Raw genomic sequence first — 25,902 nt, forward strand, 5'->3', positions numbered from 1 at the left:
GCCCGACGAAAGGTGAGGGGACGGTCGAATGTCCGGAGCGTTGTTGGTCGCGGGGACGACCTCGGACGCGGGCAAGAGCGTCCTCGTGGCGGGTCTGTGCCGGTGGCTGGCCCGGTCCGGGGTGCGGGTGGCGCCGTTCAAGGCGCAGAACATGTCCAACAACTCGATGGTCACCCCCGACGGCGGCGAGATCGGCCGGGCCCAGGCGTTGCAGGCGGCGGCGTGCGGGATCGAGCCGAGCGTCCGCTTCAACCCGGTGCTGCTCAAGCCGGGGTCCGACCGCAGTTCGCAGGTCGTGGTCCTGGGCAAACCGGTCGGCGTCACTACCGCGCTGTCGTATCGCGCGCGCAAGAGCGAGCTGATGGAGACCGTTCTGGCGACTCTCGCCGACCTGCGCTCGGATTACGAAGTCGTCGTCTGCGAGGGCGCGGGCTCGCCCACGGAGATCAACCTGCGGGCCAGTGACATCGCGAACATGGGTTTGGCCCGGGCGGCGAACCTGCCGGTCCTGGTCGTCGGCGACATCGACCGCGGTGGTGTTTTCGCTCACCTCTTCGGCACCCTGGCCCTGCTCGATCCGGCCGACCAGGCGCTGATCGCCGGCTTCGTCATCAACAAGTTCCGCGGCGACCCGGCCTTGCTCGAACCGGGCCTGCGCCAGTTGCGTTCCCTGACCGGCCGCGATGTCCTGGGTGTTGTCCCATGGTCCGAAGACCTCTGGCTCGACGCGGAGGACTCGCTGTCATACGCCGCCGACGGTGTCGTCGGCCGACCCGCGCCTCCCGTCGGCACCCAGTGGCTCCGCGTCGCCGTCGTCCGCCTGCCCCGCATCTCGAACGCGACCGACGTCGAGGCGTTGGCCTGCGAACCCGGCGTCTCGGTCCGGTTTGTCACCGAGCCGTCGCGGCTCGCGGATGCCGACCTGGTCGTCCTCCCCGGCTCGAAGTCCACAGTGGACGATCTGCACTGGCTCCGCCGGACCGGTCTGGCCGACGCCGTCATGGCCCATGCCCGACGCGGCCTGCCGGTGGTGGGCATCTGCGGGGGCTTCCAGATGCTCGGCACCGGCATCGACGACCGGGTCGAGTCCGGCGCGGGAGCCGTGGAGGCGTTGGGGCTGCTGGACATGGACGTGGAATTCGCCGCGGAGAAAGTCCTGACGCGTCCACACGGGACGGTCTTCGGCGAGCAGGCGGTCGGCTACGAGATTCACCACGGGCGGGTCACCAGGTCGGAACACGAGGGCTTGGTGACGCTGCCCGACGGGTCGACCGAGGGCGTCATCGACGGTGCGATCCTCGGCACCCACTGGCACGGCCTGCTGGAGAACGACGCCCCCCGCCGCGCGATCCTGCGCTGGGCCGCCGAGTGGGCAGGCCGCGACGGCTTCAAGCCCGCCTCGGACACCTCGTTCGCCACCGCCCGAGCAACCCAACTCGACATCCTCGGCGACCTGGTCGAAAACCACCTGGACACCGCCGCCATCCGCCACCTGATCGACACCGGCCCCCCACCCACCCTCCCCTTCATCCCCCCCGGCGCCCCCAAACCGCGAGTCGCCCCTCCAGGCAAGTGAGTCGCCCCTTCAGGCGACTGAGTTCAACATTCAGGCGATTGAGTTCGCATTGGGCGCCGACATGAGCGGCTGCGGCATGGGCAGGCGACGCGGGCGCCAAGGCTCGGACTGGTCTTGAACGTTGAACTCAGTCGCCTGAAGGGGCGACTCACTTGCCTGGAGGGGCGACTCGCGACTTTGTGGGGGCTAGGGGGTGTCGAGGTTGGCTAGGAGTTCGTCGAGGAAGCCAGCTGCCTCGGCTGCCGCGCGGTCCGCGTCCTGGTCTCGGATGGCGTTGAGCAGCTGGCGGTGGTCGACGTTCGCCTTGCTCGGTGTGGTGCGGACCGTGCTCGCCACCGAAGCGCGCACGACCTCCGTCAGCCCCTGGTACAGCTCCGCCAGCAGCTGGTTGTGCGAGCACCGGACCACCGCGAGGTGGAAAGCCGCGTCCTTGTCGACGCCCACCTCGTAGTCCTTCGCCTCCATCGCCCGCTCACGAGCGTCGAGCAGGGTGGTCAGCTCAGCCAGTTCCGCGTCCGTGCGGTTGCTCGCCGCCAGCCGGGCGCCCTCGACCTCCAAGGTGCGCCTGACCTGAAGGACATCGCGCAGCTCAGTGCCCGCCAACCGGCGGACGGCACCCGAGAACTCGCTGGTCGCCCGGACGAACGTGCCGTCGCCCTGACGGACCTCCAGCAGACCCGCGTGGGACAACGCGCGAACGGCTTCCCGGACCGTGTTCCGCCCGACGCCCAGGGCGGTGACCAGCTCGGGCTCGGTGGGGATGCGCTCGCCCACCTTCCATTCGGCGTTCGCGATCGCCGTGCGCATCTGCTCGATCACCTGGTCCACCAGACCGGCTCGCCGAGTCGTCGCCAACGGCACCGCGCTCATCCTCTCGTCCTGCCATCCCACATCCGTCGGGTTCAGTGTCCCATCTCGAGTGGGAGGTTGAGCAGCGCGTTCTCGATCAGCTCCGGCATGGCCGGGTGAATCCAGTACTGACCCTGCGCCATGGACCGCGCGTCGAGCCCGAAACTCATCGCCTGGACGACCGGTTGGATGACCGTGGACGCCTGCGGGCCGATGATGTGGGCGCCGATCAACTGCCCGGTCTTCGGGTCGGCGAGCAGCTTCGCGAAACCGGTGGTGTCCTCCATCGCCCACCCATAGGCGATGCCCGCGTACTCCTGCGTGGAGACCACGTAGTTCACGCCTTGGCGCTGCGCCTCCTGCTCCGTGAGCCCGACCGAGGCGATCTGGGGCGAGGTGAACACCGCGTGCGGGACGAACCGGTGGTCGGCGGCCAGCAGCGTGTCCGGGTTGAGCAGGTTGTGCCGCACGACCCGCGCCTCGTGGTTCGCGACGTGCTTGAGCTCCCACGGCGAACAGATGTCGCCCAGCGCCCACACGCCCTCCGCGCTCGCCCGCTGGAACTCGTCGACCACCACGTAGCCGTGGTCGTCGACCTTGATGCCGGCCGCGGCGACGTCGAGCTGGTCGGAGTTCGGCGTGCGACCGGCGGCGACGAGCAGCACGTCGGCGTCGATCACCTCGTCACCCACCAGCCGCACCCGCACACCGTCGCCCGCGCGCTCCACGCGCTCGATCTTGCGGTCGAGCCGGACGTCCCAGCGGGCCTGGGCCAGCTCGGTGAACCGGGCGCTGATGTCGCGGTCCTCTTGGCGCAGCAGAGCCCTGGAGCGGACCACCACGGTCACCTCGACACCGAACGACGAGAACACGTGGGCGAACTCGGCGGCGATGAACCCGCCACCCAGGATCACCATGCGCGCGGGCAGCTCGTCGAGTCGCATCACCGTGTCGCTGGTGTGGAACTCGACGTCGTCGATGCCCTCGATCGCGGGGACCACCGGCCGGCCGCCGGCTGCGAGCACGATCCGGTCCGCAGTGATCGTCTCCTGGCCGTCGATCTCCAACCGCCGCTCGCCCACAAACCGCGCGTTGCCCGTGTAGAGGGTCACGTTCGCGTTGTCGGGGTGCTCTTCGCGGTACTTCTGACCGCCCTCGGCGATCGGGTCGATCCGTCCGAAGATCCGGTCGCGGATCTCGGGCCAGCGCACGCCGTCGAGCGTCGCGTCGACCCCGAGCCGGGCGGCGGCCTTCGGCGTCGCGGCGAGGTCGGCGGCGTGGACGAACATCTTGGTCGGGATGCACCCGACGTTGATGCACGTCCCGCCGAACACCCCGCGTTCGACCATGGCAACGTCCAGGTCCGCGAACCTGGGGTCGAGCAGGGAGTTGCCGGAACCGGTCCCGATGATGATCAAATCGAAGTGGCGCACCTTCCCATCAAACCGCATCGGCCCTCGGTGAACGTCCTAGTGCCGGTAGGTAGGGGTGATGATGGCTCGGGCCAGGGTGTGGAAGGCCAGGTTGAAGCTCACCACCGCCGCGCTGGAGTTCTCGTCGACATCGAGCTTCTCGACGTCCACGGCGTGCACGACGAAGTAGTAGCGGTGGTCTTGGTCGCCCTCGGGCGGGGCCGAGCCCGCGTAGTCGCGCGTGCTGAAGTCGTTGCGGACGTGGAAAGCACCCTCGGGCAGGGTCTCGTCCCGCGCGCCCGCGCCTGCGGCCAGCTCGGTGATCGACGCCGGGATGTTGACCGCGGTCCAGTGCCAGAAGCCGCCGGGGATCGGGGCGTCGGGGTCGAAGCAGGTGACGACGAAGCTCTTGGTGCCTTCCGGCGCGCCGCTCCAGGCCAGGTGCGGGGAGACGTTGTCGCCGCCCACCCCGCCGTAGACGTGTTTGCGGGCGACCTTCTCGCCGTCGCGGACGTCGTCGGACGTCACGGTGAACGACTCGGTTCGCGGCAACAGCGCGTACGGGTCGGGTGCGACAGGGCGTTCCAGGCTCATCGTCTTCAATCCTCCGCGGGCTCGCCGATGCTTGTTCATCCGAAGGTTAGTGCCTGTGGACAAACGCCGACGCTCTCCGCCGAATCGGCCTACTGTGGGTCCGGAACACACCCAGGGGAGGAACGAAAGTGACGGACAACGAGGTCTCGCGCTCGACCACGCGCGTGCGGTTCCCGCGGATCAGCCCGCGCGCCTACGAACACCCGGCCGACCGCGGCGCGATGGCTGGTCTGCGCGCGATCCCGGGTGTGTCCGAGGTGCTCAAGGCGGTCTCCGGCCTGTTCAGCGAGCGCGGCGAGCGGCTGCTGGCGCTCGCGTCGGCGATCCGGGTGGGGGAGAAGCAGTACCCGAAGATCCACCAGCTGGTGGTCGAGTGCGCCGAGACCCTCGACCTCGATGTCGTCCCCAAGGTCTATGTCGAGCGCAACCCGGTCGCCAACGCGATGACCGTCGGCATCGACGAGCCGTTCATCGTCCTGACGACAGGCCTCGTGGAGGCGCTCGACACTGAGAGCCTGCGGTTCGTCATCGGCCACGAGATGGGCCATGTGTTGTCCGGCCACGCCGTCCTGCGCACCCTGCTGCTGCGCCTGCTCCACCTGCAGATGACGATCGCCTTCATCCCCGCGGGCGCCCTAGCCCTACGAGCCGCCATCGCCGCCCTACGCGAGTGGTTCCGCAAGGCCGAACTGACCTGCGACCGCGCGGGACTCCTCTGCGCCCAAGACCCGGCGGCCGCGCTGCGCACCCACGTCTACCTCGCGGGCGGCACCGACCTGACGCAGATCGATATCCCGTCGTTCCTGCAGCAGGCCAAGGAGTACGAGGAAGTCGACGACATCCGCGACAGCATCCACAAGCTCCGCAGCGTCGAGGGCATGAGCCACCCCTTCGCCGTAGTCCGCGCCGCCCAGTTGCAGAAGTGGGCCGCCTCCGAGGAATACCGAGCCATCCTCGCCGGCACCTACGCCCGTCGAGACGACGACACCCCCTCCTCGGCTTTCACCGACGACCTCCGCACCGCCGCGAAGTCCTACAAGGACTCCTTCAACGAGTCGTCAGACCCCCTCTTCAAAATCTTCAACGGCGTAGGCGACGCCATGTCCGACGCGGCCAACAAGGTCTTCAGCAAGTTCGGCAACCGCCCCGACGGCAACGCGAACACCACCACCGACTCCTGACACACCGCGGTCTGCGGTGGTGAAAGGCGCCCAGGTCGATGCTGCCTGCTGCTGCGTCGACAATGCGGCTCGCCTCGATTGATCGGTCGAGACGAGCCGCCGTTGGCGGTCAAGAGCGGGTCGCCCCGCTTCGGCTCTATCGATCCCTAGGACCTGTCCTGTGAGTCCGGGCGCGGATAGCGCGTGCCGGACTCGCAGGCCAGGAGCTAGCCGCAGCCGTTGATGGCGGGCGAGCCGAGAGTGGACGACAGGCCCTGATACTTGAGTCGGCCGTCGTGGTCGAGAGTGAGGATCGGCACGGCCTTGTTGACCGGGTTGTGATTCGCGTCGAACGTGCAGATCCATCCGCTCACTCCGCTGACGGTGAGCTGATTGAGTGCTTGGGCGACCTGTGCGCGCTTGGGCCGCGTCGAGTTGGTTTGTTTGACGACCTGCTGGATCGCCAAGATCGCCGTCCACACGGCATCGTGGGACAGTGCGGCGTCACTGTCGAACATCGTCTCGTTGTGGAAGAGGTCGCGGTAGCAGCCTTGGCATTCGCCGAAGCGCGCGACGATCTCCGCCGACGCGGCTCCCTTGTCCTGCTCCCACATCTCGGCGCTCGTCAGACCAGGGACGAGGAGAGTCATGTTCGCCGCGGACCCGCTGCGCCACAGCTCGTCGTCCACGTTGCGGGCGATATCCGGTGGGCCGAGCACCAGCAGGGGGCGTTCAGCCGCGCAGGTCCGCAGGGCGAGCCCGTGCAGAAACCCCCGCAAGTCCCCGCCGCGTCCGGCGAAGTGGACGACGTCGACCCGGTGGTCGCACACCTTGTTGGCGTTGCCGCCGAGGATGGTTCCGGCGCTGTCGAGGGTCGAGTTGAACACCATCGGGGGATCCACCAACTCGTACTTGCCGGTCTTGTCCGCCCTGATGGCGTTCGCGAACGCACCACCGAGGGGCGCGGTGTAGTTGTCCCCCTCGTTCTGGTCCCTGACCTCGGGGACGCGCGCTTTCGCGGGAAGCAAGGCCGTTCGGACGTCGGGTGCGGCAGGGAACACGAGGTCAACCCCTGTCCCCGGCGGTCTTTTCGGGGTCAGTGACTGCAGAGTGAAGTGCGCAAATTGCGTCCCGGGCATGAGAGTATGCAGATTGTCGAGTCGGGTGGCAAGTTGCCGGAAACAAAAGCGCTGTCCACAATGGTCGAAAGTCGACGCACGCAACGGAGATTGTCCAGCTTGAGCACTATCCTTTGTGGATTCGAGTCAAGACGGCCGTGTGGGCTGCTGAAAAGAATGGACCAGACCATCTCGGGTTGACTGAAGTGGAACCGGTGAGCTCACCCACGCGGCGCGTACATGATCACCACAACGCCGACCAGGCACACGGCGGCCCCGATCACGTCAAACCGGTCAGGCCGAAAGCCGTCCGCCGCCATCCCCCACAGCAGCGACCCAACGACGAAGACGCCGCCATAAGCGGCCAAGATGCGCCCGAAATGCGCGTCCGGCTGCAGCGTGGCCACGAACCCGTACGCCCCCAACGCCAGTACGCCGCCGAGCATCCACAGCCACCCACGCTGTTCCCGGACGCCCTGCCACACCAGCCAGGCCCCGCCGATCTCGGCGACCGCCGCCACCCCGAACAGCAGGACCGACTTCACGACGTTCACCGCTTCACCTTCCGGTTGAGCTGAAGTGCTGGATGTCGACAGGTGAGGTCCACGTCCCGCCCCACGTCCACCCGATCGACCTGAACGCACGAACCACGACGTCCCCCGCGAAGATCATGCCCGGCCGGACGTTCTTCCGGTCCACATAGGACGATGCCAGTTCGGGCAACACCAAGTCGCCGCGGATGTACGGGTTGCAGAACGGGTTGATGTCGACGGCGAGCCCGTAGGCGTGTGCCGACCACGTCGTCGAGCGCACGGTCTTGCGGCACACGAACGCCGAGGTGTTGTTCCCGTCCCCGGTCGGGTGCAGGTCGAGTTCCGGCAGCGCGGTCACCCGCATCTCCTCCAGCGGGAACCGATTCTTGAACAGTTCCTCGAACACCTTCGTCACGTTCCGCGCGACCGACGCGTTCACGATCATCTCGCCGGTGTGCGCGCGACCGTCGTAACCCCAGAACGACATCGTCAGGTACCGCAGGTCGTCGCGGCCCACCGGGCAGTCGACCCGCCAGGTGCTGCGGGCGAGCACGTCGTCCGGGATCGCCGACACCGTCGCCGTGTACCCGCCCGCCGGCGGGGGCAGCCGATCCGCGGTCGGGAGTGACCGGTTCACCAGTACGGGGGGTGTCGGGAGCACCTGGCCGAAACCGTCGGGCCGCAACGGAAGCGGGGTCGCACCCACGACCCACGCGGGCTTCGCCGCCGCCGTGCTGGGCGGGGGAGCCGCGCTCGACGCCGCAGTGGGGGCGGTCGTCGTCGTCGGTGCGGGAGAGCTGCCTGTGACCTGGGGTTCCGTGGACCGCCGCGCCGCGGCCTGCTCGGGCGGCGTGACGCACGCCCCTACGACAAGGACCAGCGTGAGGGCGAGAACGACCCGGATGCGGTACGGCACCCCTCCAGCATGCCCGCCCCAACTTCCACCCATTCGTGCGACCACACCGAGTCACTATTTCGGGTCCGTTTGACCTAGCGTGTCTTGCGGAGCACGGATCGTTGCCCAAACTCACCGACAGGAGACTCTCCCATGGGGGGAACCGCCGCGCGCCGCATCATCGGTGTCGCCGCCGCCATCGCCATCGTCGCCGTCGTCCTCGGCCAGTTCGCCGCGGACGCGCGTGAGCAGATCGTCGGCGGGACCCGCGCGCAGATCGCCGACCATCCGTACATGGTCTATATAGCCACTCGCGACGGCTACCAGTTCTGCGGGGGCACCCTCGTCGCCGAGGACAAGGTCGTCACCGCGGCGCACTGCGCCCAGGCCTATGCCCCCAAGGACATCCGCGTCATCGCGGGCCGTGAGGACAAGCGCTCCACCGAGGGTGTCGAGGTCAAGGTCACCAGCACGTGGATCCACCCGGGCTTCACCGACGTGGCCAGTGGCGCCGACATCGCCGTGCTGACCCTCGCCAAGCCCCTCGAATACCAGATCCTGCCCATCGCCGACTCCCGCGACGACGCCCTCTACAAGCCGGGCACCCGCGGCACGATCCTCGGCTGGGGCCGCACCTCCGACGGCGGCCCGGCGTCGCGCTACCTGCTCAAGGCCGAGGTCCCGACCATCGCCGACGACACCTGCCAGAAGTCCTACAAGGCCTTCGCGGAAGAGTCGATGGTCTGCGCCGGCTTCCCCGAAGGCGGCGTCGACACCTGCCAGGGCGACTCGGGTGGCCCCTTGGTCATCGCGGGCAGGCTCGTCGGCATCGCCTCCTGGGGCGAAGGCTGCGCCGAGGCGAACAAGCCCGGCGTCTACACCCGCGTGACCGTCTACGCCTCTGACATCGCCGAACACCTGTGATATCCAAGGCGGCGTGACCGCACTGCACACCGCCGCCGGGCCGGACCTGACGGCAGCCCAGCTCTACGCCCTGCTCAAGCTCCGGGTCGACGTCTTCGTCGTCGAGCAGGAATGCCCCTACCCGGAACTCGACGGCCGTGACCTCGCCGCCGACACCGTGCACCTGTGGTGGCAGCCTGCCGAGGCCCCCGAACCCCTTGCCTGCCTGCGCATCCTCCCCGCCGACGCCGGCCGCCCAGTCCGCATCGGCCGCGTCTGCACCGCGAAGGATGCCCGAGGCACCGGCCTGGGCGGCAAGCTCATGGCGGCGGCCTTGGCCCACATCGGCGAAGTCGACAGCGTCCTCGACGCCCAGGTGCAAGCCCAAGGCATGTACGCCCGCTTCGGCTACGTCCCCGCCGGCGACCCGTTCGAGGAGGACGGCATCCCCCACATCACCATGCGCCGCCCAGCGAACGCACCTGCCTAAGCCGCCGACCGCGCACCTATCGGCAGGCCAACGCGCACCCATCGCAAATCGCCCGACCGCCGATAGAGTGGCCAGGGCCGTCCCCCCGGAATGCTCCTTTGGTTTGTCAGGTTGCCGGGTCGGACTTGGCGGCGACCAGCGCGGTTGATCTCGTCCACCCTCACGCCTTCGCCGTGTGATGGCGAGTGAGAACGTGCCGTAGGTGCCGGTGCTCGCACCCCCGAAGGTGTGCATCGTTGATCAACATGACGGCAGGGCGGGGGGTCTCGGCGCGGGTGTCGACACCGCAGACGATCCGGTCTGCTTTCGGTTTCCGGGCATGTGGGGGGCGCACCACCCTGGTTCACCTCGCCCGCGAAATGCGAAATCAGGCGCGCGGCGGAGCGTGTTCGGTGATGACCGTGACAGCCCGGTCGATGTCAACCGGGGTGAGGTCCGCCCGTGCCGTCAGCCGCAGCCGCGACACCTTGTCCGGTACTGACGGGGGTCGGAAGCACCCCACCCACACACCAGCCGCCCGGCAGTCGTCCGCCCACTTCACCGCGGCCTCCGGCGACGGCGCACGCACCGACACCACGGCCGCGGTCGGCTCCGACACCTGAAGTCCGGCTTCCCGCAACCGCTCCGCGAGGGTCACCGCGACCGCCAGCGCCCGCCCCGCCCGCTCCGGCTCTTCCTTCAGCACAGTCAGCGCGGTCAGTGCCGCCGCCGCGCTGCCGGGGGCCAGGCCGGTGTCGAAGATGAACGATCGCGCGTTCTCCACGAGGTGTCGGATGACCTTCCGCGGCCCGACCACGGCCCCGCCCTGGGCGCCGAGGGACTTCGACAGGGTCAGGGTTGTCACCACATCGGGTGCACTGGACAACCCGGCCGCGTGAACCGCGCCGCGGCCGCCGTCACCCAGGACGCCGAAGCCGTGGGCGTCGTCGGCGATCAGAGCGGCGCCGTTAGCCCGACAGACCTCCGCCAGCTCCGTCAGCGGCGCCAGGTCACCGTCCACCGAGAACACCGAGTCGGTGACCATCAGACCGCGCTCGGCCCGCCGGGTCGCCAACGCGCGCCCTGCCGCTGCGGCGTCGCTGTGGGCGACTACCGCGACATCCGCGCGGGAGAGCCTGCAGCCGTCGATCAGGGAGGCGTGGATGTAGGCGTCGGTGACGATCGCGCAGTTCTTGCCCGACAACGCCGTCACCGCGCCCAGGTTCGCCGCGAAACCCGACGAGAACACCAGCGCCGCCTGCGCGCCGCAGAACCGGGCCAGCTCGAACTCCAGCTCGCTGTGCAGCTCCGTGCTGCCCGTGACCAGCCGCGACCCGGTGGACCCGGCGCCCCAGCGCAGGGTGGCCGCCGCGGCCGCGCCGCTGACGCGCTTGTCGCGGGCCAGCCCGAGGTAGTCGTTGCTCGCCAGGTCAAGCAGGTCGGAATCCGCCCGGCGCGGGCGGAGCTGCCTGCTCAGACCCGCGCGCCTGCGGTCGTCGGCGTGGGCGTCGAGCCAGGCGAACGCCGCTTCGGCCGGATGGGTTTCGTCGGTCACGCATCGGAGTGTTACATCGCGGAGACGCAGGCCCAGGTCCGGGTGGCGAACACGACACCGATACGGTCGTGCCCATGCGTGGCGCCGTGTATTTCATCGGAGCGGGACCGGGAGCGGCTGACCTCATCACCCTGCGGGGGGCGAGTCGGATCGGTGCGGCCGATCTGGTCGTCTACAGCCCGGCGGTGATCGACCCCGGCTGGGTGCGTGAGCACACCAAGGACGGCGCCGAACTCGTCGACAGCTCGCGTGCCACCCCAGAGGAACTCGTCGAGCACTACCGCATGGCCGCCAGCAGGCGCTCCAGCGCGGTCCGCCTGTTCGCGGGGGACGCCGCGCAGTCGCCCGATGTGCGCGAGCAGCGCGAACTCTGCGAGAAGCTCGGCCTCGACGTCGAGATCATCCCCGGTGTCGCGCCCGCGTCGGCCGCTGCCGCCGCCACCGGCAACGCGCTGGTCGAGTCCGGCGTCGCCGAGACCGTCGTGTTCACCGAAGCCGACTTCTCCCGCGTCCGCGCGATGGTCACCCGGTGCGCCACGGTCGCCGTGCACGCCCCGGCCGCCCGTGCCGCCGACCTCGCCGAGGCGCTGCTCAGCGGCGGCGTCGACCCCGAGATGCCGGTCGCCGTGGCCTACAAGACCACCTGGCCCGACGAGGTCCTGCTGCGCACCACCGTCGGCGAGCTGGCCGCCGCGGTGAAGCGCCGCAACCTGTGGCGCCACACCCTGTTCCTCATCGGCGACGCCCTGCGCGAGGACAAGCCCCGACCCGGATACGTGCGACCCGCCGAGGACGACGTCCCAGCGCCGCGCTGGGTTTCGCGCAACGGCGGCTGGCGCTCCCGGATGCAGGCCGAGGTGGGGACGTCCTGGGCGCGCAACGGCAGCACCAAGGTGCGCACCTGCGTCGAGCAGGATTCCCCCGAGACCGAGCCCGCCCCGATCGCCGCCCGCAACGGCGCTGTCAACGACTCCGCCCGCAACGGCTCGACTGTCACCGTCGAGGTGGCGGACGCCGACATTCCCGGCGACGACAACGGTGGCTCAGCCACACCTCCTCCAGCGCCGACACCCATGATCGAGAGCGTTCCCCGGCCCGCCGTCAACGGCTCGGCGGCACCCGCCCCGAACGGCAAGGCGAAGCCCGAGACCAACGGTTCGGCCCGGTCCGCAGCGGTAGACGCAGCGGTGGACGAGGCCGTGAAGTCCAACGGATCCGCGGTCAACGGCGCGACGCAGCCCGAGGTCAAGGCCAAGACGACCGCGGCCAAGCCCGCCGCCAAGAAGAGCGCCGGCACCACCCGCACGGCGAACCGCCGGTCGACGAAGAAGGCCTGACCCGCCGGTAACATCTTGTGCTCGACCCTTGCTCCTGATCGGGCCACCGTCTACCGTCCTGCCTACTTGTGATCTAGGTCACGCGGAGGGCGATGGTGGCGTCGGCGGGCGAGTCGGTCCTTTCGGTGTCCAACCTGGAGGTCGTGTACGACGACGTTGTGCTGGTCCTCCGCGGACTGAGCCTGACCGTCCCGACCGGTGGCGTGGTCGCGCTGCTCGGCGCCAACGGCGCGGGCAAGACGACCCTGCTGCGTGCGGTCACCGGCCTGCTCCATCCCCACCGCGGCCGCGTCACCAAGGGCACCGTCCAGTTCGACGGCCAGGACATCACCGGCGCCGACCCCGCCCGCGTGGTGCGGCTCGGCATCGCCCAGGTGATGGAGGGCCGCCGGATCTTCGCCGAGATGACCATCGACGAGAACCTCCGCGCGGGCGCGCACACCCGCCGGTCGCGCGCCGAGGTCCGCGAGTCCTACGCCCGCGTGCTCGACCTGTTCCCCGTGCTGGCGAGCAGGCGGCGTTCCACGGCGGGCTACCTGTCCGGCGGCGAGCAGCAGATGCTCGCGATCGGCCGCGCTCTCATGGCAGCCCCGCGACTGCTGCTTCTCGACGAACCGTCCCTCGGGCTCGCGCCGAAGCTGGTCGAACAGGTCCGCGACATCATCAAGCACATCAACGAACAGGGCACGAGCGTGCTGCTGGTGGAGCAGAACGCGATGATGGCACTGTCCATTGCGGACTTCGGCTACGTGCTCGAAGTGGGCACCGTGGTGCGCGACGGCCCGGCGGGCGACCTGCTCGCCGACGAGGACATTCGCGAGTTCTACCTGGGCGCCCCCGCCGACGGGTCGCAGCGGTCGTTCGCCGAGATCAAGAGTTATCGGAGGAAGAAGCGATGGAGCGCCTGACCGCCGAGATGGAGTCGGTGGCGGCGCCCGCGCCCGTGGCGGCGCCGCTGGTCTCGGTTTCCGAGCTCACCCTGAAGTTCGGCGGGGTCACCGCGCTCAACGGTGTCAGCTTCGAGGTGGCGCGCGGCGAGCTGTTCGCGGTGATCGGCCCCAACGGCGCCGGGAAGACCTCCATCTTCAACTGCCTCAACGGTGTCTACCGCCCGCAGCACGGCACCATCACCCTCGACGGGAAGAGCATCATCGGCAAATCGCCCGCCGCGATCGCCGGACTCGGCGTCGCGCGGACGTTCCAGAACCTGGGCCTGTTCGAACACCTCACCCTCATCGACAACCTGATGCTTGGCCGACACCACTTGATGCGCACGGGTTTCGTGGCGGGCATGGCCTGGTGGGGCCGGGCCAAACGTGAGGAGATCGAGCACCGCGCCGCCGTCGAGGAGGTCGTGGAACTGCTCGAACTGGAGCCCTACCGGCGAATGCCCGCGGGCCTGCTGCCCTACGGCGTGGCCAAGCGCGCCGAACTCGGGCGGGCGCTGGCGATGGAGCCGACCCTGCTGCTGCTCGACGAGCCCGTGGCGGGCATGAACGTCGAGGAGACCGAGGACATGGCCCGCTACCTGGTGCAGGTCCGCCGGGAGCTCAACCTCGCGATGATCCTGGTGGAGCACGACATGCGACTGGTGATGGACTTGGCCGACCGGGTCCTGGCGCTGGACTTCGGGGTCGGGATCGCCGCGGGCCTGCCCGCGCAAGTGCAGAAGGACCCCAAGGTCATCGAGGCTTACCTTGGTGGTGGCGAATGACCGCGACACTCAGCGGCATGGCGACCCTGCCCGGCCGCCTGCTCCAGCTGGCCGAGGAACGCCCGAACGATCCGGCGATGCGGGAGAAGCACCGCGGCATCTGGCGGGAATGGACGTGGGCGACCTACGCCGACCGTGTCGCCTCCGTCGCGATAGGACTCAAAGCCCTGGGTGTCGAACCCGGGGACCGGGTGGCGATCCATGCGGAGAACCGTCCGGAGTGGGTGGTCGCCGACCTCGCGATCCAGGGCATCGGTGCGCAGTGCATCGGCGTGTACCCGACGTCTCCGGCCGCGGAGGTGGAATACCTGCTGTCGCACTCCGGGGCAACCGTCCTGATCGCCGAGGACGAGGAGCAGTTCGACAAGGTCGCCCAGGTCCGCGACCGGCTACCCGCGCTGCGCCACATCGTCCTCATCGACCCGCAGGGTGTCCGCGTCGAGGACCACCGGGACGTCCACACCTTCAGCGAGCTGGAGAACAGCGGCGACGCCCGCGCCGAGTTCGCCCGCGAAGTGTCCTCAGTGGACCCGGAGGCCACCGCGATCCTCGTCTACACGTCGGGAACCACCGGACCGCCCAAGGGCGCGATGATCTCCCACGCCAACCTCGTCGCGTCGGGCCGGTGCTTCATCGAGGCGCTGGGCGCGACCCGCGAGGACGAGGTGCTGAGCTACCTGCCGCTGTGCCACATCGCCGAGCGGCTGATCTCGGTGATCGACGCCGTCTGGGCCGGTCTGGTGGTCAACTTCGGCGAAGGCGGCCCGGCGTTCCAGCACGACCTGCGTGACGTGCAGCCGACAGTGTTCCTCGGCGTTCCCCGCGTCTGGGAGAAGATGCTGGCGGGCGTGGAGATCCGGATGGCCGACGCGTCCCGGCTCAAGCGCGGCCTCTACAAGATGTGCCTGCGCCAGGGCCGCCGCATCGCCCCGCGCCGGATGACCGAGTCGACGACGTTCGCCGACAAGGTCGTGCTGGCGCTGTGCGAGCTGCTGGTCTTCCGTGCCCTGCGGGAGAAACTGGGCATGTCCCGCGTCCGCGCGGCCATCAGCGGCGCCGCGCCGATCGCGCCGCAGGTCCTGGAGTTCCTGTGGGCCATCGGTATCCCGGTCCGTGAGGGCTACGGCCAGACCGAGAACACCGCGATCTGCACCCTGACCCCGGTCGGCGACGTCCGCCTCGGAGCGGTCGGGACCACGCTGCCGGGTGTCGAGATCCGCATCGCCGACGACGGCGAGATCCTCACCCGCTCGGCAGGCGTTTTCCAGGGCTACCTGGACAACCCCGAGGCGACGGCGGAGACCGTGGACGCCGAGGGCTGGCTGCACACCGGCGATGTGGGCGAGGTCGACGGCGACGGCTTCCTGCGGATCACCGACCGCAAGAAGGACATCATCATCACCGCGGGCGGCAAGAACATCTCCCCGTCGGAGATCGAGAACCTGCTGAAGGTCTCGCCGTTCGTCCGCGAGGCCATCGTCATCGGCGACCGCCGCAAGTTCCTCAGCGCGCTCATCGGCGTCGAGCGCGACACCGTCGGCAACTGGGCCACCCGCCGCGGCATCACGTACACGACCTACGCCGACCTGTCGGCCAAGCCCGAGGTCGAGGCGCTGATCGCCAAGGTCGTCGACGAGGCCAACGCCTCCCTCGCCAACGTCGAGAAGATCAAGCGCTTCAAGGTGATCACGAAGGAACTCGACCATGAGGACGGCGAGCTGACCGCCACCCAGAAGGTCAAGCGCCGCGCGGTCGAGCAGCGGTTCGCCGAGGAGATCGAGGCGATGTACACATGAGCCCGGAACTGACCGCCTTCCTCACCAACTGCTTCGCCGGCCTCGCCCTCGGCTCGACGTATGCCTTGGTGGCGCTCGGCTTCGTGGTCATCTACAAGTCGACCGGCGTCATCAACTTCGCCCAAGGCGGCCTGCTCGCCCTGGGGGCGTACCTCGGCTACACCTTCTCCGACAACCTGGCCCTCGCGTTCGGGCTGTCGATCCTGTTCGCCTGCCTCGCCGCCGCGTTGGTCGGCGCCGGGTTCGAGCGGATCGTGCTGCGCCGGATGGTCGGGCAGCCCCCGTTCGCCGTCATCATGATCACCATCGGCCTGCTGTTCATCATCGAACCGGTCCTCACGGCCATCTGGGGATTCGACAACCTCCAGGTCCCCAACCCGTGGAACATCCAGACCGTGGAGGCGGGCGGCCTCGTCTTCGGCGTGCGCGACCTGTGGACGATCGGTATCACGATCGCGGTGGTCACGGCGTTCTTCCTGTTCTTCCGCTTCTCCGGCTTCGGCCTGGCCATGCGGGCGACCGCGTTCGACCCGGAAGCCGCGCTGGCGCAGGGGATCAGCGCCAAGAAGGTCTACGCCGTCTCGTGGGCGATCGCCGCCGCGCTGGCCGCGCTCGCGGGCATCACGCTGGCGGCCGGTCCGGGCGGGCTGTCGCCGTCGATCGGCTTCATCGCGCTGGCCGCGTTCCCCGCGATGATCCTCGGCGGCATGGACTCCCCGGCGGGCGCCGTGCTCGGCGGCATCGTCATCGGCCTGGCCGAGGCGCTGACCCGCGGCTACCAGGACCAGCTGTTCTCCTGGGCGGGCGACAACGTCTCGATCATCGTCCCGTATCTGCTCATGATCGTCATTCTGCTCATCAGACCGTACGGCCTGCTCGGCACCAAAGACGTGAGGCGGATCTGATGGCCAAGCCGCACCGCAATCTGACCCGCGCCTACGCCCAGGACCTGCGGCTGTTCGGCACGCCGTGGGCGAAAGCCGGGCTGGCCATGATGATCCTCGTGGTCGTCATGCTGCCCATGGTCGTCCACGACGACTTCTGGCTGTCGATCCTGGTCTACGTCGGCATCACCGCGGTCGGCGCGATCGGGCTGAACCTGCTGACCGGTTACTGCGGGCAGATCTCGTTGGGCCACGCCTTCTTCATCGGCGCGGGCGCCTACTGCACGGCGATCGTCGGTGGTGATCTCGGTTTGCCGCTGCCACTGTGGCTGCTCGCGGCGGCCGCCGTCGGCGCGGCTCTCGGCGGACTCATCGGGCCGTTCGCGTTGCGGCTGCGCGGAAACTACCTCGCCATCGTCACCCTCGGGCTGATCTTCGTGGGCGAGCATCTGTGGCGCAATCTCAAGGACGTCACCGGCGGCAACTCGGGCACGTCGGTCGCCGCGCCCCCGGCGGTCGGCCCGATCGACTTCAGCCGACTGGAAATCGCCGGTGAGGTGTACTCCCGCAACCAGGGCTACTTCTGGCTCGTGTGGGGCCTGGTGGCGCTGATCGCGCTGCTGGCCAAGAACCTCGTGCGCACCCGGCCTGGCCGCGCGCTGCAGGCCGTGCGCGACCGTGACCAAGCCGCCGAGGTCATCGGTGTGCGCGCGGGGCGCTACAAGATCGGCGCTTTCATGGTCTCCAGCGCGATCGCCGCCGTCGCGGGCGCGTTGTTCGGGTCGTATCAGCAGTTCGTCAGCCCCGACGAGTGGAACCTGCTGCTGTCCATCCAGTACATCGCGATCGTCATCGTCGGCGGGCTCGGCACGATCTTCGGCTCGATCCTGGGCGCGGTGTTCGTCGGCGCGCTGCCCGCCCTGATCGACCGGTACAGCGCCGACATCCCCGGTGTGCGGACCTCGGTCGGCGGAGAGGGGTTCATCAGCGTCTTCGCACTCAATCAGGCGATTTTCGGTGTCCTGATCGTGTTGTTCCTCGTGCTCGAACCGCGTGGACTCGCAGGAATCTGGCTGCGCGTCAAGACTTACTTCAAGGCCTGGCCATTCTCGTATTGACTCAAGGAGGGCGTCACATGCCGCACAACCGATTGGCTCTTGCCGCGGGCTTCGCGGCGCTCGTGCTCGCCGCGTCCGCGTGCGGCGGCGCGGGCGACAACGGGGGTGGATCCGGCGGCGGCGACGCGGGCACGCCAGGCACCACCGCGGGTTTCGACGGCACCACCATCAAGCTCGGCGTTCTCTCACCGCTGTCCGGTCCGGTCGCCGTCATCGGCCTCCCGCTCACCGCGGGCAACAAGGTCTGGTTCGACCACCTCAACTCCACCGGCGGCGTCGCCGGGAAGTACAAAGTGGAGCTGGTCCAGGAGGACACCCAGTACAAGCCGGACGTCACCGTCCAGCAGTACAACAAGGTCAAGGGCAACGTCGTCGCGTTCACCCAGATCCTCGGCACCCCCTCGACCCTGGCGGTCCTCCCGCAGCTCAAGACCGACAAGGTGCTCGCCGCGCCCGCCTCGCTCGACGCGCTCTGGGTCCGCGAGGAGAACCTGCTGCCCATCGGCGGCCCGTACCAGGTGCAGGCGATCAACGCGATCGACTACTACCTGACCCAGGGCGGCGGCACCAAGGACAGCAAGATCTGCACGATGAGCCAGGACGACGTCTACGGCGAGGCCGGGCTGGCCGGTGTCGCCGAGGCGGCCAAGGCCAACGGGTTCACCGTCGCCAACCAGCAGAAGTTCAAGGCGGGCACGGAGAACTACGCGGGCCAGATCCAGGCGCTGGCCGGTGCGGGCTGCCAGATGGTCTTCCTGACCGCGACGCCGAGCGACGCGGGCAAGATCTTCGGCACGGCGGCGCAGGGCCGGTTCGCCCCGAAGTGGTACGCGCAGTCGCCGAGCTACGCCGGCGCGCTGTCGAAGTCCGCGGTCGCGCCGTACATGCAGGCCAACGTGCTGATCGTGTCCGAGGGCACCGAGTGGGGCGACAACGCCGTCCCCGGCATGAAGGACATGGTGGACCGCACCACGAAGTACGCCCCCTCCCAGCAGCCCGACTACTACTTCTCCTTCGGCTACAACCAGGCCCGCGCGATGACCGCGGTGCTGGAGAAGGCGGTGTCGAAGGGCAACCTGAGCCGCGACGGCATCCTCGCCGCGTCCAAGGAACTGGGCACGGTGACGTTCGACGGCCTGACCGGCGACTACCAGTACGGCTCGGTCGACGACCGCAACCCGCCGCGCACGAGCACGCTGTTCGCGATCGACCCGGCGAAGCCGTTCGGGCTCAAGACGGTCAAGTACAACTTCACCTCCGACGCGGCCAAGGCCTACGAGTTCAAGAAGGCGGGCTGAGGCTGCCCAATGGGCTCGGTTCGTGATCTCATGAGCCCATGACGACGGTGACGGTGGTCGGTGTCGACGGGGTGGTCCTGCCCGCCGGTGCCGAGGTGGCGCTGGGCAAGTCCCAGCTGGTCGTGGGCGCCAGGTCCCATCTGGACGCCCACGGCCGCCACGCCGAGCGCACGCTGATCCTGGGCGGCCACACGGTGGAGGCCTCCATCCTGCGGGCCCTGGCCGACACCGTCCGCGCCGAGGAGTCCGCCACCGTCCTGGTCTCGGGTGACGCGGGCTTCTTCGGCGTGCTGCGCGCGTTGCGGGCCAAGGGACTCCCAGTGGTCACCTGGCCATCAGTGTCGGCCCTGCAGCGGATGGCCGCGATGATCAAGCGGCCGTGGGACGACCTGACTGTGGTCAGTGCCCGCGGTCGCGACTTCCGCCACGCGGTGAACGTCTGCCGAGCCCGCAAGTCCGTCGCGGTACTCACCGCGCCCGGCGCCGGACCCGCCGAGCTCGCCCGCGAACTCGACGGCTGGCAGCGCAACATCGCGGTTCTGGAAGACCTGGGTGGCCCAGGCGAGAAGCTGTCCATTGTGGACGCGACGGAGGCTGTCCGGCGAACCTGGCGTGAGCCGAACTTGGTGCTGTGCCTGGCGTCCCTCGACGCGCTCGGGCCGGACACCTGGATCGCCGGTGGCGAACCGGTGCCCGCGGCAGGCGGGTGGGCGCTCGACGAGAGCGCGTACCAGACGAGGGCGGGCGTCGGGATCGCCCCCGAAGTCCGAGCGCTGGCCCTGGCACGGCTCGCCCCGCGTCCCGGCGCGCTCGTCTGGGACGTCTGCGCCGGCTCCGGCGCGCTGGGCATCGAGGCCGGGAAACTCGGCGCGGCCGTTGTCTCGATCGAGCGCGATCCCGCACTGTGCATACGAATCGTCGCCAACGCCGGCTCCCACGGCGTCGACCTGCGCCTGGTCGACGGCGACCCGCCCGCGGCCTTGGCCGGTCTGCCCCGTCCCGATTCGGTGTTCGTCGGCACTTCCCACCCGGAAGTCGTCCGCGCGTGCGCCGGAACCGGGGCGGACCGGATCGTCGTGCTGGTCCCGGAACTGGACCGCCTCGGCGACACCCGCAAGACCCTGCTCGACGCCGGCTACACCGTCGACGGATGCCAACTGTCCTCAGCCGCCCTGACCGAACTCCCGACCGGCGTCGGTATCGCGCCCGCGAGTTCGACATTCCTGTTGTGGGGGAAGCGATAATGCCCGATTTGGAACCTATGCCCACCGACTGGCAGCGCGCCTTGGCCATCGTCGCGCACCCGGACGACCTGGAGTACGGCGCGTCCGCGGCGATCGCCGGCTGGACCGACGCGGGCAAGACGGTGACGTACCTGCTCGCCTCCCGCGGCGAGGCGGGGATCGATTCGATGCCGCCACATCGCTCCGGCCCGCTGCGCGCCGCCGAACAGATCGCCGCCGCCGTGATCGTCGGTGTCGACGTCGTGGAATTCCTCGACCACCCCGACGGCGTCATCGAATATGGCGTCCCCCTGCGCCGTGACCTGGCCACGGCGATCCGCCGCCACCAGCCGGAGCTGATCATCACGATCAACCACCACCCCAGCTTCCCCGGTGGCTTCCTCAACACGGCCGACCACCGCAACGTCGGCAACGCCACCCTCGACGCCGTCCGAGACGCCGCCAACCGGTGGGTCTTCACCGACGCCGGCGAGCCGTGGTCCGGCGTGCGCTGGGTGGCTGTCGCGGGTTCCCCGCTGGCGACCCACGCGGTGGACGTGACAGAGACACTGGACCGGGGCATCGCGTCCCTCAAGGAACACGCGGCCTACCTGGCGGCGCTGGACGGGCCGATGGCCGAACCGGAGGGATTCCTGCGCACGATCGCGGAGCAGACCGGGAAACGTTTCGGCACCCCACTGGCGGCGTCGTTCGAGTTGATTCCCATGTGACAAGCGGTCGCGCCGCGAGGTGGGCGGAGAGCGCCCTGTGATTCCATTGCACCGAACGGCGTAGTGGTGCGGACCAGTTATCGGAGGGCAACCGACTGGTGGCTCGATCGCCACTCACCAGATGTTCACGTGACAAGGTCAACGTGGCAGGTTTGCGCGGACTGCCCCACAGGCCCCGCTAGACCCATAGGATCTCGCCAGGGGTCCGTGACGAGCGGAGAACTTGTGAATATTGCGCGAACTGTTCGGCTTTCTCGTCGGGCGGTGTTGGTCGGTGGGCTGGGTCTCGGTGCCGGTCTGCTGGCGGGATGTCAGCGGGATATGACGCCCGGTGGCCAGGCCGACAACATCATCCAGAGCAAGACCCCCGCCTCGGCCACCGAGCCGGTGACGACGGGACGCAACCTGTCGTCCGGCCGGTACCGCGAAGTGGACATCGTGATCATGCGACCGGCAGGCATCACCGAGCCGCTCCCTGTCTGTGTGGCCATGCACGCCTCCAGCCTCGGCGGGGCCAAGAGTTTCCTCGAACTCGGTGTCCCCGACATGTTGACCAAGGTCGTCGCGGGCGGGTCCACGCCGTTCGCGGTCGCCGCGGTCGACGGTGGCGACTGGGTCGGGTACAAGGACGACGACCCGCAGCGGATGCTCTTCGAGGACCTTCCCGGCTGGCTGGACTACCACGATCTCGCCAGCACCCCGTTCTCCGTGCTCGGCATCTCCGAGGGCGGCGCGGGCGCGCTGAACATGGCCCGCACGCCCGGGCTCTCGGCGGTCGCGGTGATCAGCCCGAAGCTGTACGACAACTGGGGCGACGCACAGGCCTCCAGCATGTTCGACGACGGGCAGAAACAGTGGGAGCAGCGGGAGCCGCTGCGCCACATGGCGGAGTTCGCGACCCAGAAGCTGGGTGTCTGGTGCGGCACCGAGGACAAGGCGTTCATCGGCCCGACGCGGCGGCTGGCCGAGAACACCAAGGCCGTCGAGGCGGCGTTCACCCCCGGTGGCCACGACGAGGCCTACTGGAAGTCGGTGCTTCCCGAGGCGCTGAAGTTCGTGGGCAGCGTTCTCTGACCCGCCGGTGTGCGGCTATCGTCCACACACCGACCCCTGGGGATCAAACTGATGAGCACTGACAACGAAGCCCTGCGCCTGGGCATCGTCCCGCTTCGCCCGCTGACCCTGTCCGACCTGGTCAGCGGCACTGTGCAGGCGTTGCGCCGCAATCCGCGCGCGCTCTTCGGCGGCGGCCTGCTCATCGCGGTCATCGCCGAACTGGTGACGGTCGCGGTGACGGTTCTCGTGGTGGGCGGGCTTCCCGAGGTGCCGACCACCGAGATTCCGACCTTCGCCGAGCTGCGCCCGTTCCTGATCGCGACCATGATCGCGCTGCTGGTCGTCGAGGTCATGGCGCTCGTGTTGGTCGGCGTGGTCAACGTCGTGGTTCCGCGGGCGGTGTTCGGGCACGTCACGGGTCTGCGGGCGGCGCTGACGGCCATGCTGCCGAAGCTGCCCCGGCTGCTCGGGATCCTCGCGGCCATCGGCGCGATGATGATCGGGATCGCGACCATCGCGGTCGGTGCCATCGCGCTCGGCGGCGAGGCGGGCATGCTGCTGGCCTTCCCGGGGCTGGTGGCCATCGTGTACCTGTCGATGGCGTTCTCGTTCGCCGCCTCGGTCGCGGTCGTCGAAAACCAGGGCGTCATCGAGTCGCTGCGCCGCTCCCGCACGCTGGTGCATGCCGTGGGCTGGTGGCGCGTGTTCGGGATCCTGCTCCTCGCCGGGCTCGCGACCGGCATCGTCGCCGCGATCGTCGGGGCCGTGTTCGAGACCGTCAGCGGCGGATCGGCCCTGGGCACCTCGTTGGCCACGGTCCTCACCAGCGCGGTGTTCGCCCCCGCCACGACGGTGCTCACGACCTTGCTCTACATCGACCACCGCTGCCGGTCCGAAGGCATCGAAGGACTCTGGCGCGAAGCCGCCTAGCCGGGAATAGCCCGCCCCTCCCCGCGTTGGAGTGTTCGACAGCGGAGGGGGAGACATGGGGCACATCTGTGTCATCGGCGGCACAAGGTTCTTCGGCAGAACACTGGTCAGGCGGCTGCTAGGCGAGGGCCACCGTGTGACGGTCCTGACCCGGGGCCGCTCCGGCGACGACTTCGGCCACACGGTGTCGCGGCTGTCCGCCGACGCCAACGACGTCGCCGCGCTCAGCGAAGCGGTGGCGGGCCGCGAGTTCGACGCCGTCGTCCACCAGATGTGCTACTCGCCGGTCGCCGCACTCGCCGCCGCCAAGGCGTTCCAGGGCCGGACCGGCAGGCTGGTCATGACCTCGACGATCGAGGTCTACCCGACCGTCCCCGGCGTCCGCCCCTTCGCCGCCGCGACCGAGCTGGACCCCGCCGACCACGGGTACGACGTGTCCCTGCCGTGGCTGGACCCGGACTTCGCCGACGCCCACTACGGCGAAGGCAAGCGCCAGGCCGAGAGCGCGCTGACCGACGCGGCGGAATTCCCGGTGGCGTTCGCGCGGGCGGGCCATGTGCTGGCCGAGGGGGAGTTCACCGGCAGGCTCGCGTTCCACGTCGACCGGGTGCTGGCGGGCGCCAGGATCGTCACGCACCGGGAGCCTGGGCGGTCGTCGTTCGTCCATGCCGACGAGATAGCGGGCTACCTGGCCTGGCTGAGCGAGTCGTCGCTGACCGGGCCGGTCAACGCGAGCTCACCCGACGGGCTGAGCGCGCGGGACCTGTGCGCGGTGATCGAGGACGTGACCGGCCGCGCCGCGGTGATCGAGGAACTGGACGACCCGGTCGGCGACGCGGATCTGTCGCCGTTCTCGTACCCGGCGGACTTCGGCATGGTGGTCGAGCACGAGTTCTCGCCGGTGCGGGCGTGGCTGCCCGAGGTGGTGCGGCGCGAAGTCGGACCGCGGTGAGCCCCACCTCGCCGGGATAACCTGCCGGTCGCACTGAAGTAACGTTCACGACGTGAACAACGCGGACAGCACTTACTCCCTGCGGCGCGGCCTGGAGGCCTACCTGCGTGCCGTGGCCGAGGCCATCGACCTGCCCGCCGAGGGAACTTCCTGCGAGATCAGCGACACCGCGACCGCCTACGTCGCCCTGCCTGGCCGCCCGGGCAAGGACCTCATGCTCCTGTGGGACGAGCGCGCGGGCTGGTCGCTGGCGATCGAACACAATCCGCCCGGCAAGCCCGACACCGTCGCGAGGCTGAGCACCGACATCGTCCCGGCCCCCGGTGACGTCGCCAAGTTCGTCGCGAACGCCGTCGCGGGCCGGTCCACAAGCACGGACCGGCCCGCGACGGCGGACGATAGGGCGGTGTTGGCCGAGCGGCTCAGCGGCTACATCGCCGGGCCGACGTAGGCCAGGAGCGGGTCGTGCGGCCGCTCGGTGCCCGCGTCCAGCCCGAGCATGAGCAGCAGTTCCCGGCAGTCCTCGACACCGTCGGACTGGCCCGCGACGACCACCGCGGCCCGGCCGCGCTGCAGCACCATGTCGTCCAGGGCGTCGGAGCGGGATCGGGCGAAGGTGGACATCGGACCGGTGAGTGCTTCGTTCACTTGGAAACCGCCAGTTTGTCGAGTCGTTCCTGGGTGGGCCAGCGGACCTGCGAGACCCAGCCGAGCTTCTCGAAGATCCAGATCAGCCGGGCCGAGATGTCGATCTGACCGCGCAGCACGCCGTGGCGGGCCGAGGTCGGGTCGGCGTGGTGGGAGTTGTGCCAGGACTCGCCCATCGACAGGATCGCCAGCGGCCAGAAGTTGGCCGAGCGGTCGCGGCTGGCGAACGGGCGGCTGCCGATCATGTGGCAGATCGAGTTGGTCGACCAGGTCACGTGGTGTTGGAAGGCGACGCGGGCCAGTCCGGCCCACAGGAAGCCGGTCAGCGCGCCCCACCACGACATGGTGACCAGGCCGCCGATGACGGCGGGCAGCGCCACGCTGAGCGTCACCCAGAGCGGGAACAGCTTGTCGAGCATCCGGATGTCGCGGTCCTCGGCGAGGTCCGGGGCGAAGCGGTCGATGTTGGTGCGGTCGCGCCCGAACAGCCACCCCATGTGCGCGTGCCAGAAGCCGCGCAGGATCGCCTTGGGCGACGTGCCGAACAGCCAGGGGGAGTGCGGGTCGCCCTCGCGGTCGGAGAACGCGTGGTGCCTGCGGTGGTCGGCGACCCAGCCAAGGACACTGCCCTGCGCGGCCAGCATCCCGGCGATGGCCAGGGCGATCCGCAGCGGTCGGGCGGCCTTGAAGGCGCCGTGGGTGAAGTAGCGGTGGAAGCCGACGGTCACGCCGAGCGTGGACACCGTGTAGAACACCGCGGCCACCGTCAGGTCGACCCAGCTCACGCCCCAGCCCCACATCAGCGGGATGGCGGCCAGCAAGGCGATGAACGGGATGATCAGAAACGCGCGGATCGTGATGATCTCGGTCCGCGAAGCGGGCTCGCCGAAGATGGGCTTGGGCGCTTTGGGGGGGCGTTCAAGAACGGGAGAACTCGCTGACATGGCACAAACTCGTCTCGGAGTGTCGTGGGCGCCTGTTCCCGGCGATCGGGACGAACACGCTGAATTGGCAGGTCCGCGACCCTGGTCCCACGACACGCTCAGTGTCTGCCGGGGTATCCGCGGCCCGATCCGGTGGCCGGAGGCCACCCGGTCTGTCGAGACGGACGGTTCCTGGTCCCGTCCGAGAATTCTCTCGACTACTCACAG

Annotated in this window: 26 protein-coding genes; 17 read left to right on the plus strand and 9 right to left on the minus strand. The window is 69.3% G+C overall.

What is annotated here, in order from left to right; translation table 11 throughout:
- The first annotated feature begins 28 nt into the window (after positions 1-28).
- Positions 29-1,576 (plus strand): cobyric acid synthase, encoded by a 1,548-nt coding sequence (locus tag ACUZ2Y_RS28210; RefSeq protein ID WP_476324544.1) that lies wholly within the window; start codon positions 29-31, stop codon positions 1,574-1,576.
- Positions 1,577-1,762: 186 nt separating this feature from the next.
- On the opposite strand, the gene ACUZ2Y_RS28215 is transcribed toward ACUZ2Y_RS28210, so the two are convergent.
- Genes ACUZ2Y_RS28215 through ACUZ2Y_RS28225 form a run of 3 tightly spaced genes read right to left on the minus strand, consistent with a single transcriptional unit; the run spans position 1,763 to position 4,431 of the window.
- Positions 1,763-2,437: a FadR/GntR family transcriptional regulator gene (locus tag ACUZ2Y_RS28215; RefSeq protein ID WP_476332114.1), complete on the minus strand. Its 675-nt coding sequence runs from the start codon at positions 2,435-2,437 to the stop codon at positions 1,763-1,765.
- A gap of 41 nt (positions 2,438-2,478) precedes the next feature.
- On the minus strand, positions 2,479-3,858 hold the full coding sequence (locus ACUZ2Y_RS28220; RefSeq protein ID WP_476324546.1) for a mycothione reductase: 1,380 nt from the start codon (positions 3,856-3,858) through the stop codon (positions 2,479-2,481).
- Between the two features lie 36 nt (positions 3,859-3,894).
- Positions 3,895-4,431 carry a YbhB/YbcL family Raf kinase inhibitor-like protein gene (locus ACUZ2Y_RS28225; RefSeq protein ID WP_476324548.1) on the minus strand — a complete coding sequence of 179 codons (537 nt, stop codon included), beginning with the start codon at positions 4,429-4,431 and terminating at the stop codon, positions 3,895-3,897.
- A gap of 128 nt (positions 4,432-4,559) precedes the next feature.
- Here ACUZ2Y_RS28225 and ACUZ2Y_RS28230 point away from each other — a divergent pair, with 128 nt between their 5' ends.
- A complete protein-coding gene (locus ACUZ2Y_RS28230; protein WP_476324550.1) occupies positions 4,560-5,612 on the plus strand; it encodes a M48 family metallopeptidase in 1,053 nt (350 codons plus the stop codon).
- Between the two features lie 206 nt (positions 5,613-5,818).
- On the opposite strand, the gene ACUZ2Y_RS28235 is transcribed toward ACUZ2Y_RS28230, so the two are convergent.
- The 3 genes from ACUZ2Y_RS28235 to ACUZ2Y_RS28245 all read right to left on the minus strand — a co-directional run bounded on the left by ACUZ2Y_RS28235 (position 5,819) and on the right by ACUZ2Y_RS28245 (position 8,158).
- Entirely contained in the window at positions 5,819-6,652 is an 834-nt protein-coding gene (locus ACUZ2Y_RS28235) for an ABC transporter substrate-binding protein (protein WP_476324552.1), read from the minus strand.
- 278 nt (positions 6,653-6,930) lie between these two features.
- Entirely contained in the window at positions 6,931-7,263 is a 333-nt protein-coding gene (locus ACUZ2Y_RS28240; RefSeq protein WP_476324554.1) for a YnfA family protein, read from the minus strand.
- 4 nt (positions 7,264-7,267) lie between these two features.
- Positions 7,268-8,158 carry a M15 family metallopeptidase gene (locus ACUZ2Y_RS28245; protein WP_476324557.1) on the minus strand — a complete coding sequence of 297 codons (891 nt, stop codon included), beginning with the start codon at positions 8,156-8,158 and terminating at the stop codon, positions 7,268-7,270.
- Between the two features lie 132 nt (positions 8,159-8,290).
- Between ACUZ2Y_RS28245 and ACUZ2Y_RS28250 the strand changes: the two genes are divergently transcribed.
- Positions 8,291-9,061, plus strand: coding sequence for a S1 family peptidase (locus ACUZ2Y_RS28250; RefSeq protein WP_476324559.1), 771 nt, complete (start codon positions 8,291-8,293; stop codon positions 9,059-9,061).
- 13 nt (positions 9,062-9,074) lie between these two features.
- Positions 9,075-9,530, plus strand: a complete 456-nt coding sequence (locus tag ACUZ2Y_RS28255) for a GNAT family N-acetyltransferase (protein ID WP_476324561.1) — start codon at positions 9,075-9,077, stop codon at positions 9,528-9,530.
- A 367-nt stretch (positions 9,531-9,897) separates the two neighbouring features.
- Here the strand turns inward: ACUZ2Y_RS28255 and ACUZ2Y_RS28260 are convergent, their stop codons facing one another.
- Positions 9,898-11,064, minus strand: a complete 1,167-nt coding sequence (locus ACUZ2Y_RS28260; RefSeq protein ID WP_476324563.1) for an 8-amino-7-oxononanoate synthase — start codon at positions 11,062-11,064, stop codon at positions 9,898-9,900.
- Positions 11,065-11,138: 74 nt separating this feature from the next.
- Here ACUZ2Y_RS28260 and ACUZ2Y_RS28265 point away from each other — a divergent pair, with 74 nt between their 5' ends.
- From ACUZ2Y_RS28265 to ACUZ2Y_RS28325, 13 genes are all read left to right on the plus strand, one after another.
- Positions 11,139-12,401 carry an SAM-dependent methyltransferase gene (locus tag ACUZ2Y_RS28265; RefSeq protein WP_476324565.1) on the plus strand — a complete coding sequence of 421 codons (1,263 nt, stop codon included), beginning with the start codon at positions 11,139-11,141 and terminating at the stop codon, positions 12,399-12,401.
- 92 nt (positions 12,402-12,493) lie between these two features.
- Positions 12,494-13,309: an ABC transporter ATP-binding protein gene (locus ACUZ2Y_RS28270; RefSeq protein ID WP_476324567.1), complete on the plus strand. Its 816-nt coding sequence runs from the start codon at positions 12,494-12,496 to the stop codon at positions 13,307-13,309.
- A complete protein-coding gene (locus tag ACUZ2Y_RS28275) occupies positions 13,297-14,115 on the plus strand; it encodes an ABC transporter ATP-binding protein (RefSeq protein WP_476324569.1) in 819 nt (272 codons plus the stop codon). The genes ACUZ2Y_RS28270 and ACUZ2Y_RS28275 overlap by 13 nt, the downstream gene beginning before the upstream one ends.
- Positions 14,112-15,911, plus strand: a complete 1,800-nt coding sequence (locus ACUZ2Y_RS28280) for an AMP-dependent synthetase/ligase (protein WP_476324571.1) — start codon at positions 14,112-14,114, stop codon at positions 15,909-15,911. The genes ACUZ2Y_RS28275 and ACUZ2Y_RS28280 overlap by 4 nt, the downstream gene beginning before the upstream one ends.
- Positions 15,908-16,816, plus strand: a complete 909-nt coding sequence (locus ACUZ2Y_RS28285) for a branched-chain amino acid ABC transporter permease (protein ID WP_476324573.1) — start codon at positions 15,908-15,910, stop codon at positions 16,814-16,816. Before ACUZ2Y_RS28280 ends, ACUZ2Y_RS28285 begins: the two co-directional genes overlap by 4 nt.
- Positions 16,816-17,913, plus strand: a complete 1,098-nt coding sequence (locus ACUZ2Y_RS28290; RefSeq protein WP_476324575.1) for a branched-chain amino acid ABC transporter permease — start codon at positions 16,816-16,818, stop codon at positions 17,911-17,913. The genes ACUZ2Y_RS28285 and ACUZ2Y_RS28290 overlap by 1 nt, the downstream gene beginning before the upstream one ends.
- Before the next feature lie 17 nt (positions 17,914-17,930).
- Positions 17,931-19,211 (plus strand): ABC transporter substrate-binding protein, encoded by a 1,281-nt coding sequence (locus tag ACUZ2Y_RS28295; RefSeq protein WP_476324577.1) that lies wholly within the window; start codon positions 17,931-17,933, stop codon positions 19,209-19,211.
- Positions 19,212-19,249: 38 nt separating this feature from the next.
- A complete protein-coding gene (cbiE, locus tag ACUZ2Y_RS28300) occupies positions 19,250-20,455 on the plus strand; it encodes a precorrin-6y C5,15-methyltransferase (decarboxylating) subunit CbiE (RefSeq protein WP_476324579.1) in 1,206 nt (401 codons plus the stop codon).
- On the plus strand, positions 20,455-21,165 hold the full coding sequence (locus ACUZ2Y_RS28305; RefSeq protein WP_476324581.1) for a PIG-L deacetylase family protein: 711 nt from the start codon (positions 20,455-20,457) through the stop codon (positions 21,163-21,165). Before cbiE ends, ACUZ2Y_RS28305 begins: the two co-directional genes overlap by 1 nt.
- 264 nt (positions 21,166-21,429) lie before the next feature.
- The gene (locus tag ACUZ2Y_RS28310) at positions 21,430-22,239 is read left to right on the plus strand and encodes an alpha/beta hydrolase-fold protein (RefSeq protein ID WP_476324583.1); all 810 of its coding nucleotides are present in this window, start codon (positions 21,430-21,432) and stop codon (positions 22,237-22,239) included.
- 51 nt (positions 22,240-22,290) lie between these two features.
- Entirely contained in the window at positions 22,291-23,151 is an 861-nt protein-coding gene (locus ACUZ2Y_RS28315; RefSeq protein ID WP_476324585.1) for a hypothetical protein, read from the plus strand.
- Positions 23,152-23,206: 55 nt separating this feature from the next.
- Positions 23,207-24,103: an NAD-dependent epimerase/dehydratase family protein gene (locus tag ACUZ2Y_RS28320; RefSeq protein WP_476324587.1), complete on the plus strand. Its 897-nt coding sequence runs from the start codon at positions 23,207-23,209 to the stop codon at positions 24,101-24,103.
- A gap of 52 nt (positions 24,104-24,155) precedes the next feature.
- Positions 24,156-24,554 carry a DUF6292 family protein gene (locus ACUZ2Y_RS28325; RefSeq protein ID WP_476324589.1) on the plus strand — a complete coding sequence of 133 codons (399 nt, stop codon included), beginning with the start codon at positions 24,156-24,158 and terminating at the stop codon, positions 24,552-24,554.
- Here the strand turns inward: ACUZ2Y_RS28325 and ACUZ2Y_RS28330 are convergent.
- Together ACUZ2Y_RS28330 and ACUZ2Y_RS28335 are read right to left on the minus strand one after the other, a co-directional pair.
- Positions 24,533-24,751, minus strand: coding sequence for a hypothetical protein (locus tag ACUZ2Y_RS28330; RefSeq protein ID WP_476324591.1), 219 nt, complete (start codon positions 24,749-24,751; stop codon positions 24,533-24,535). The two genes, ACUZ2Y_RS28325 and ACUZ2Y_RS28330, sit on opposite strands and share 22 nt — an antisense overlap.
- Positions 24,748-25,695, minus strand: a complete 948-nt coding sequence (locus tag ACUZ2Y_RS28335) for an acyl-CoA desaturase (RefSeq protein WP_476324593.1) — start codon at positions 25,693-25,695, stop codon at positions 24,748-24,750. The genes ACUZ2Y_RS28330 and ACUZ2Y_RS28335 overlap by 4 nt, the downstream gene beginning before the upstream one ends.
- Positions 25,696-25,902 lie beyond the last annotated feature (207 nt).

It is taken from the genome of Actinokineospora sp. UV203, from assembly GCF_056323665.1.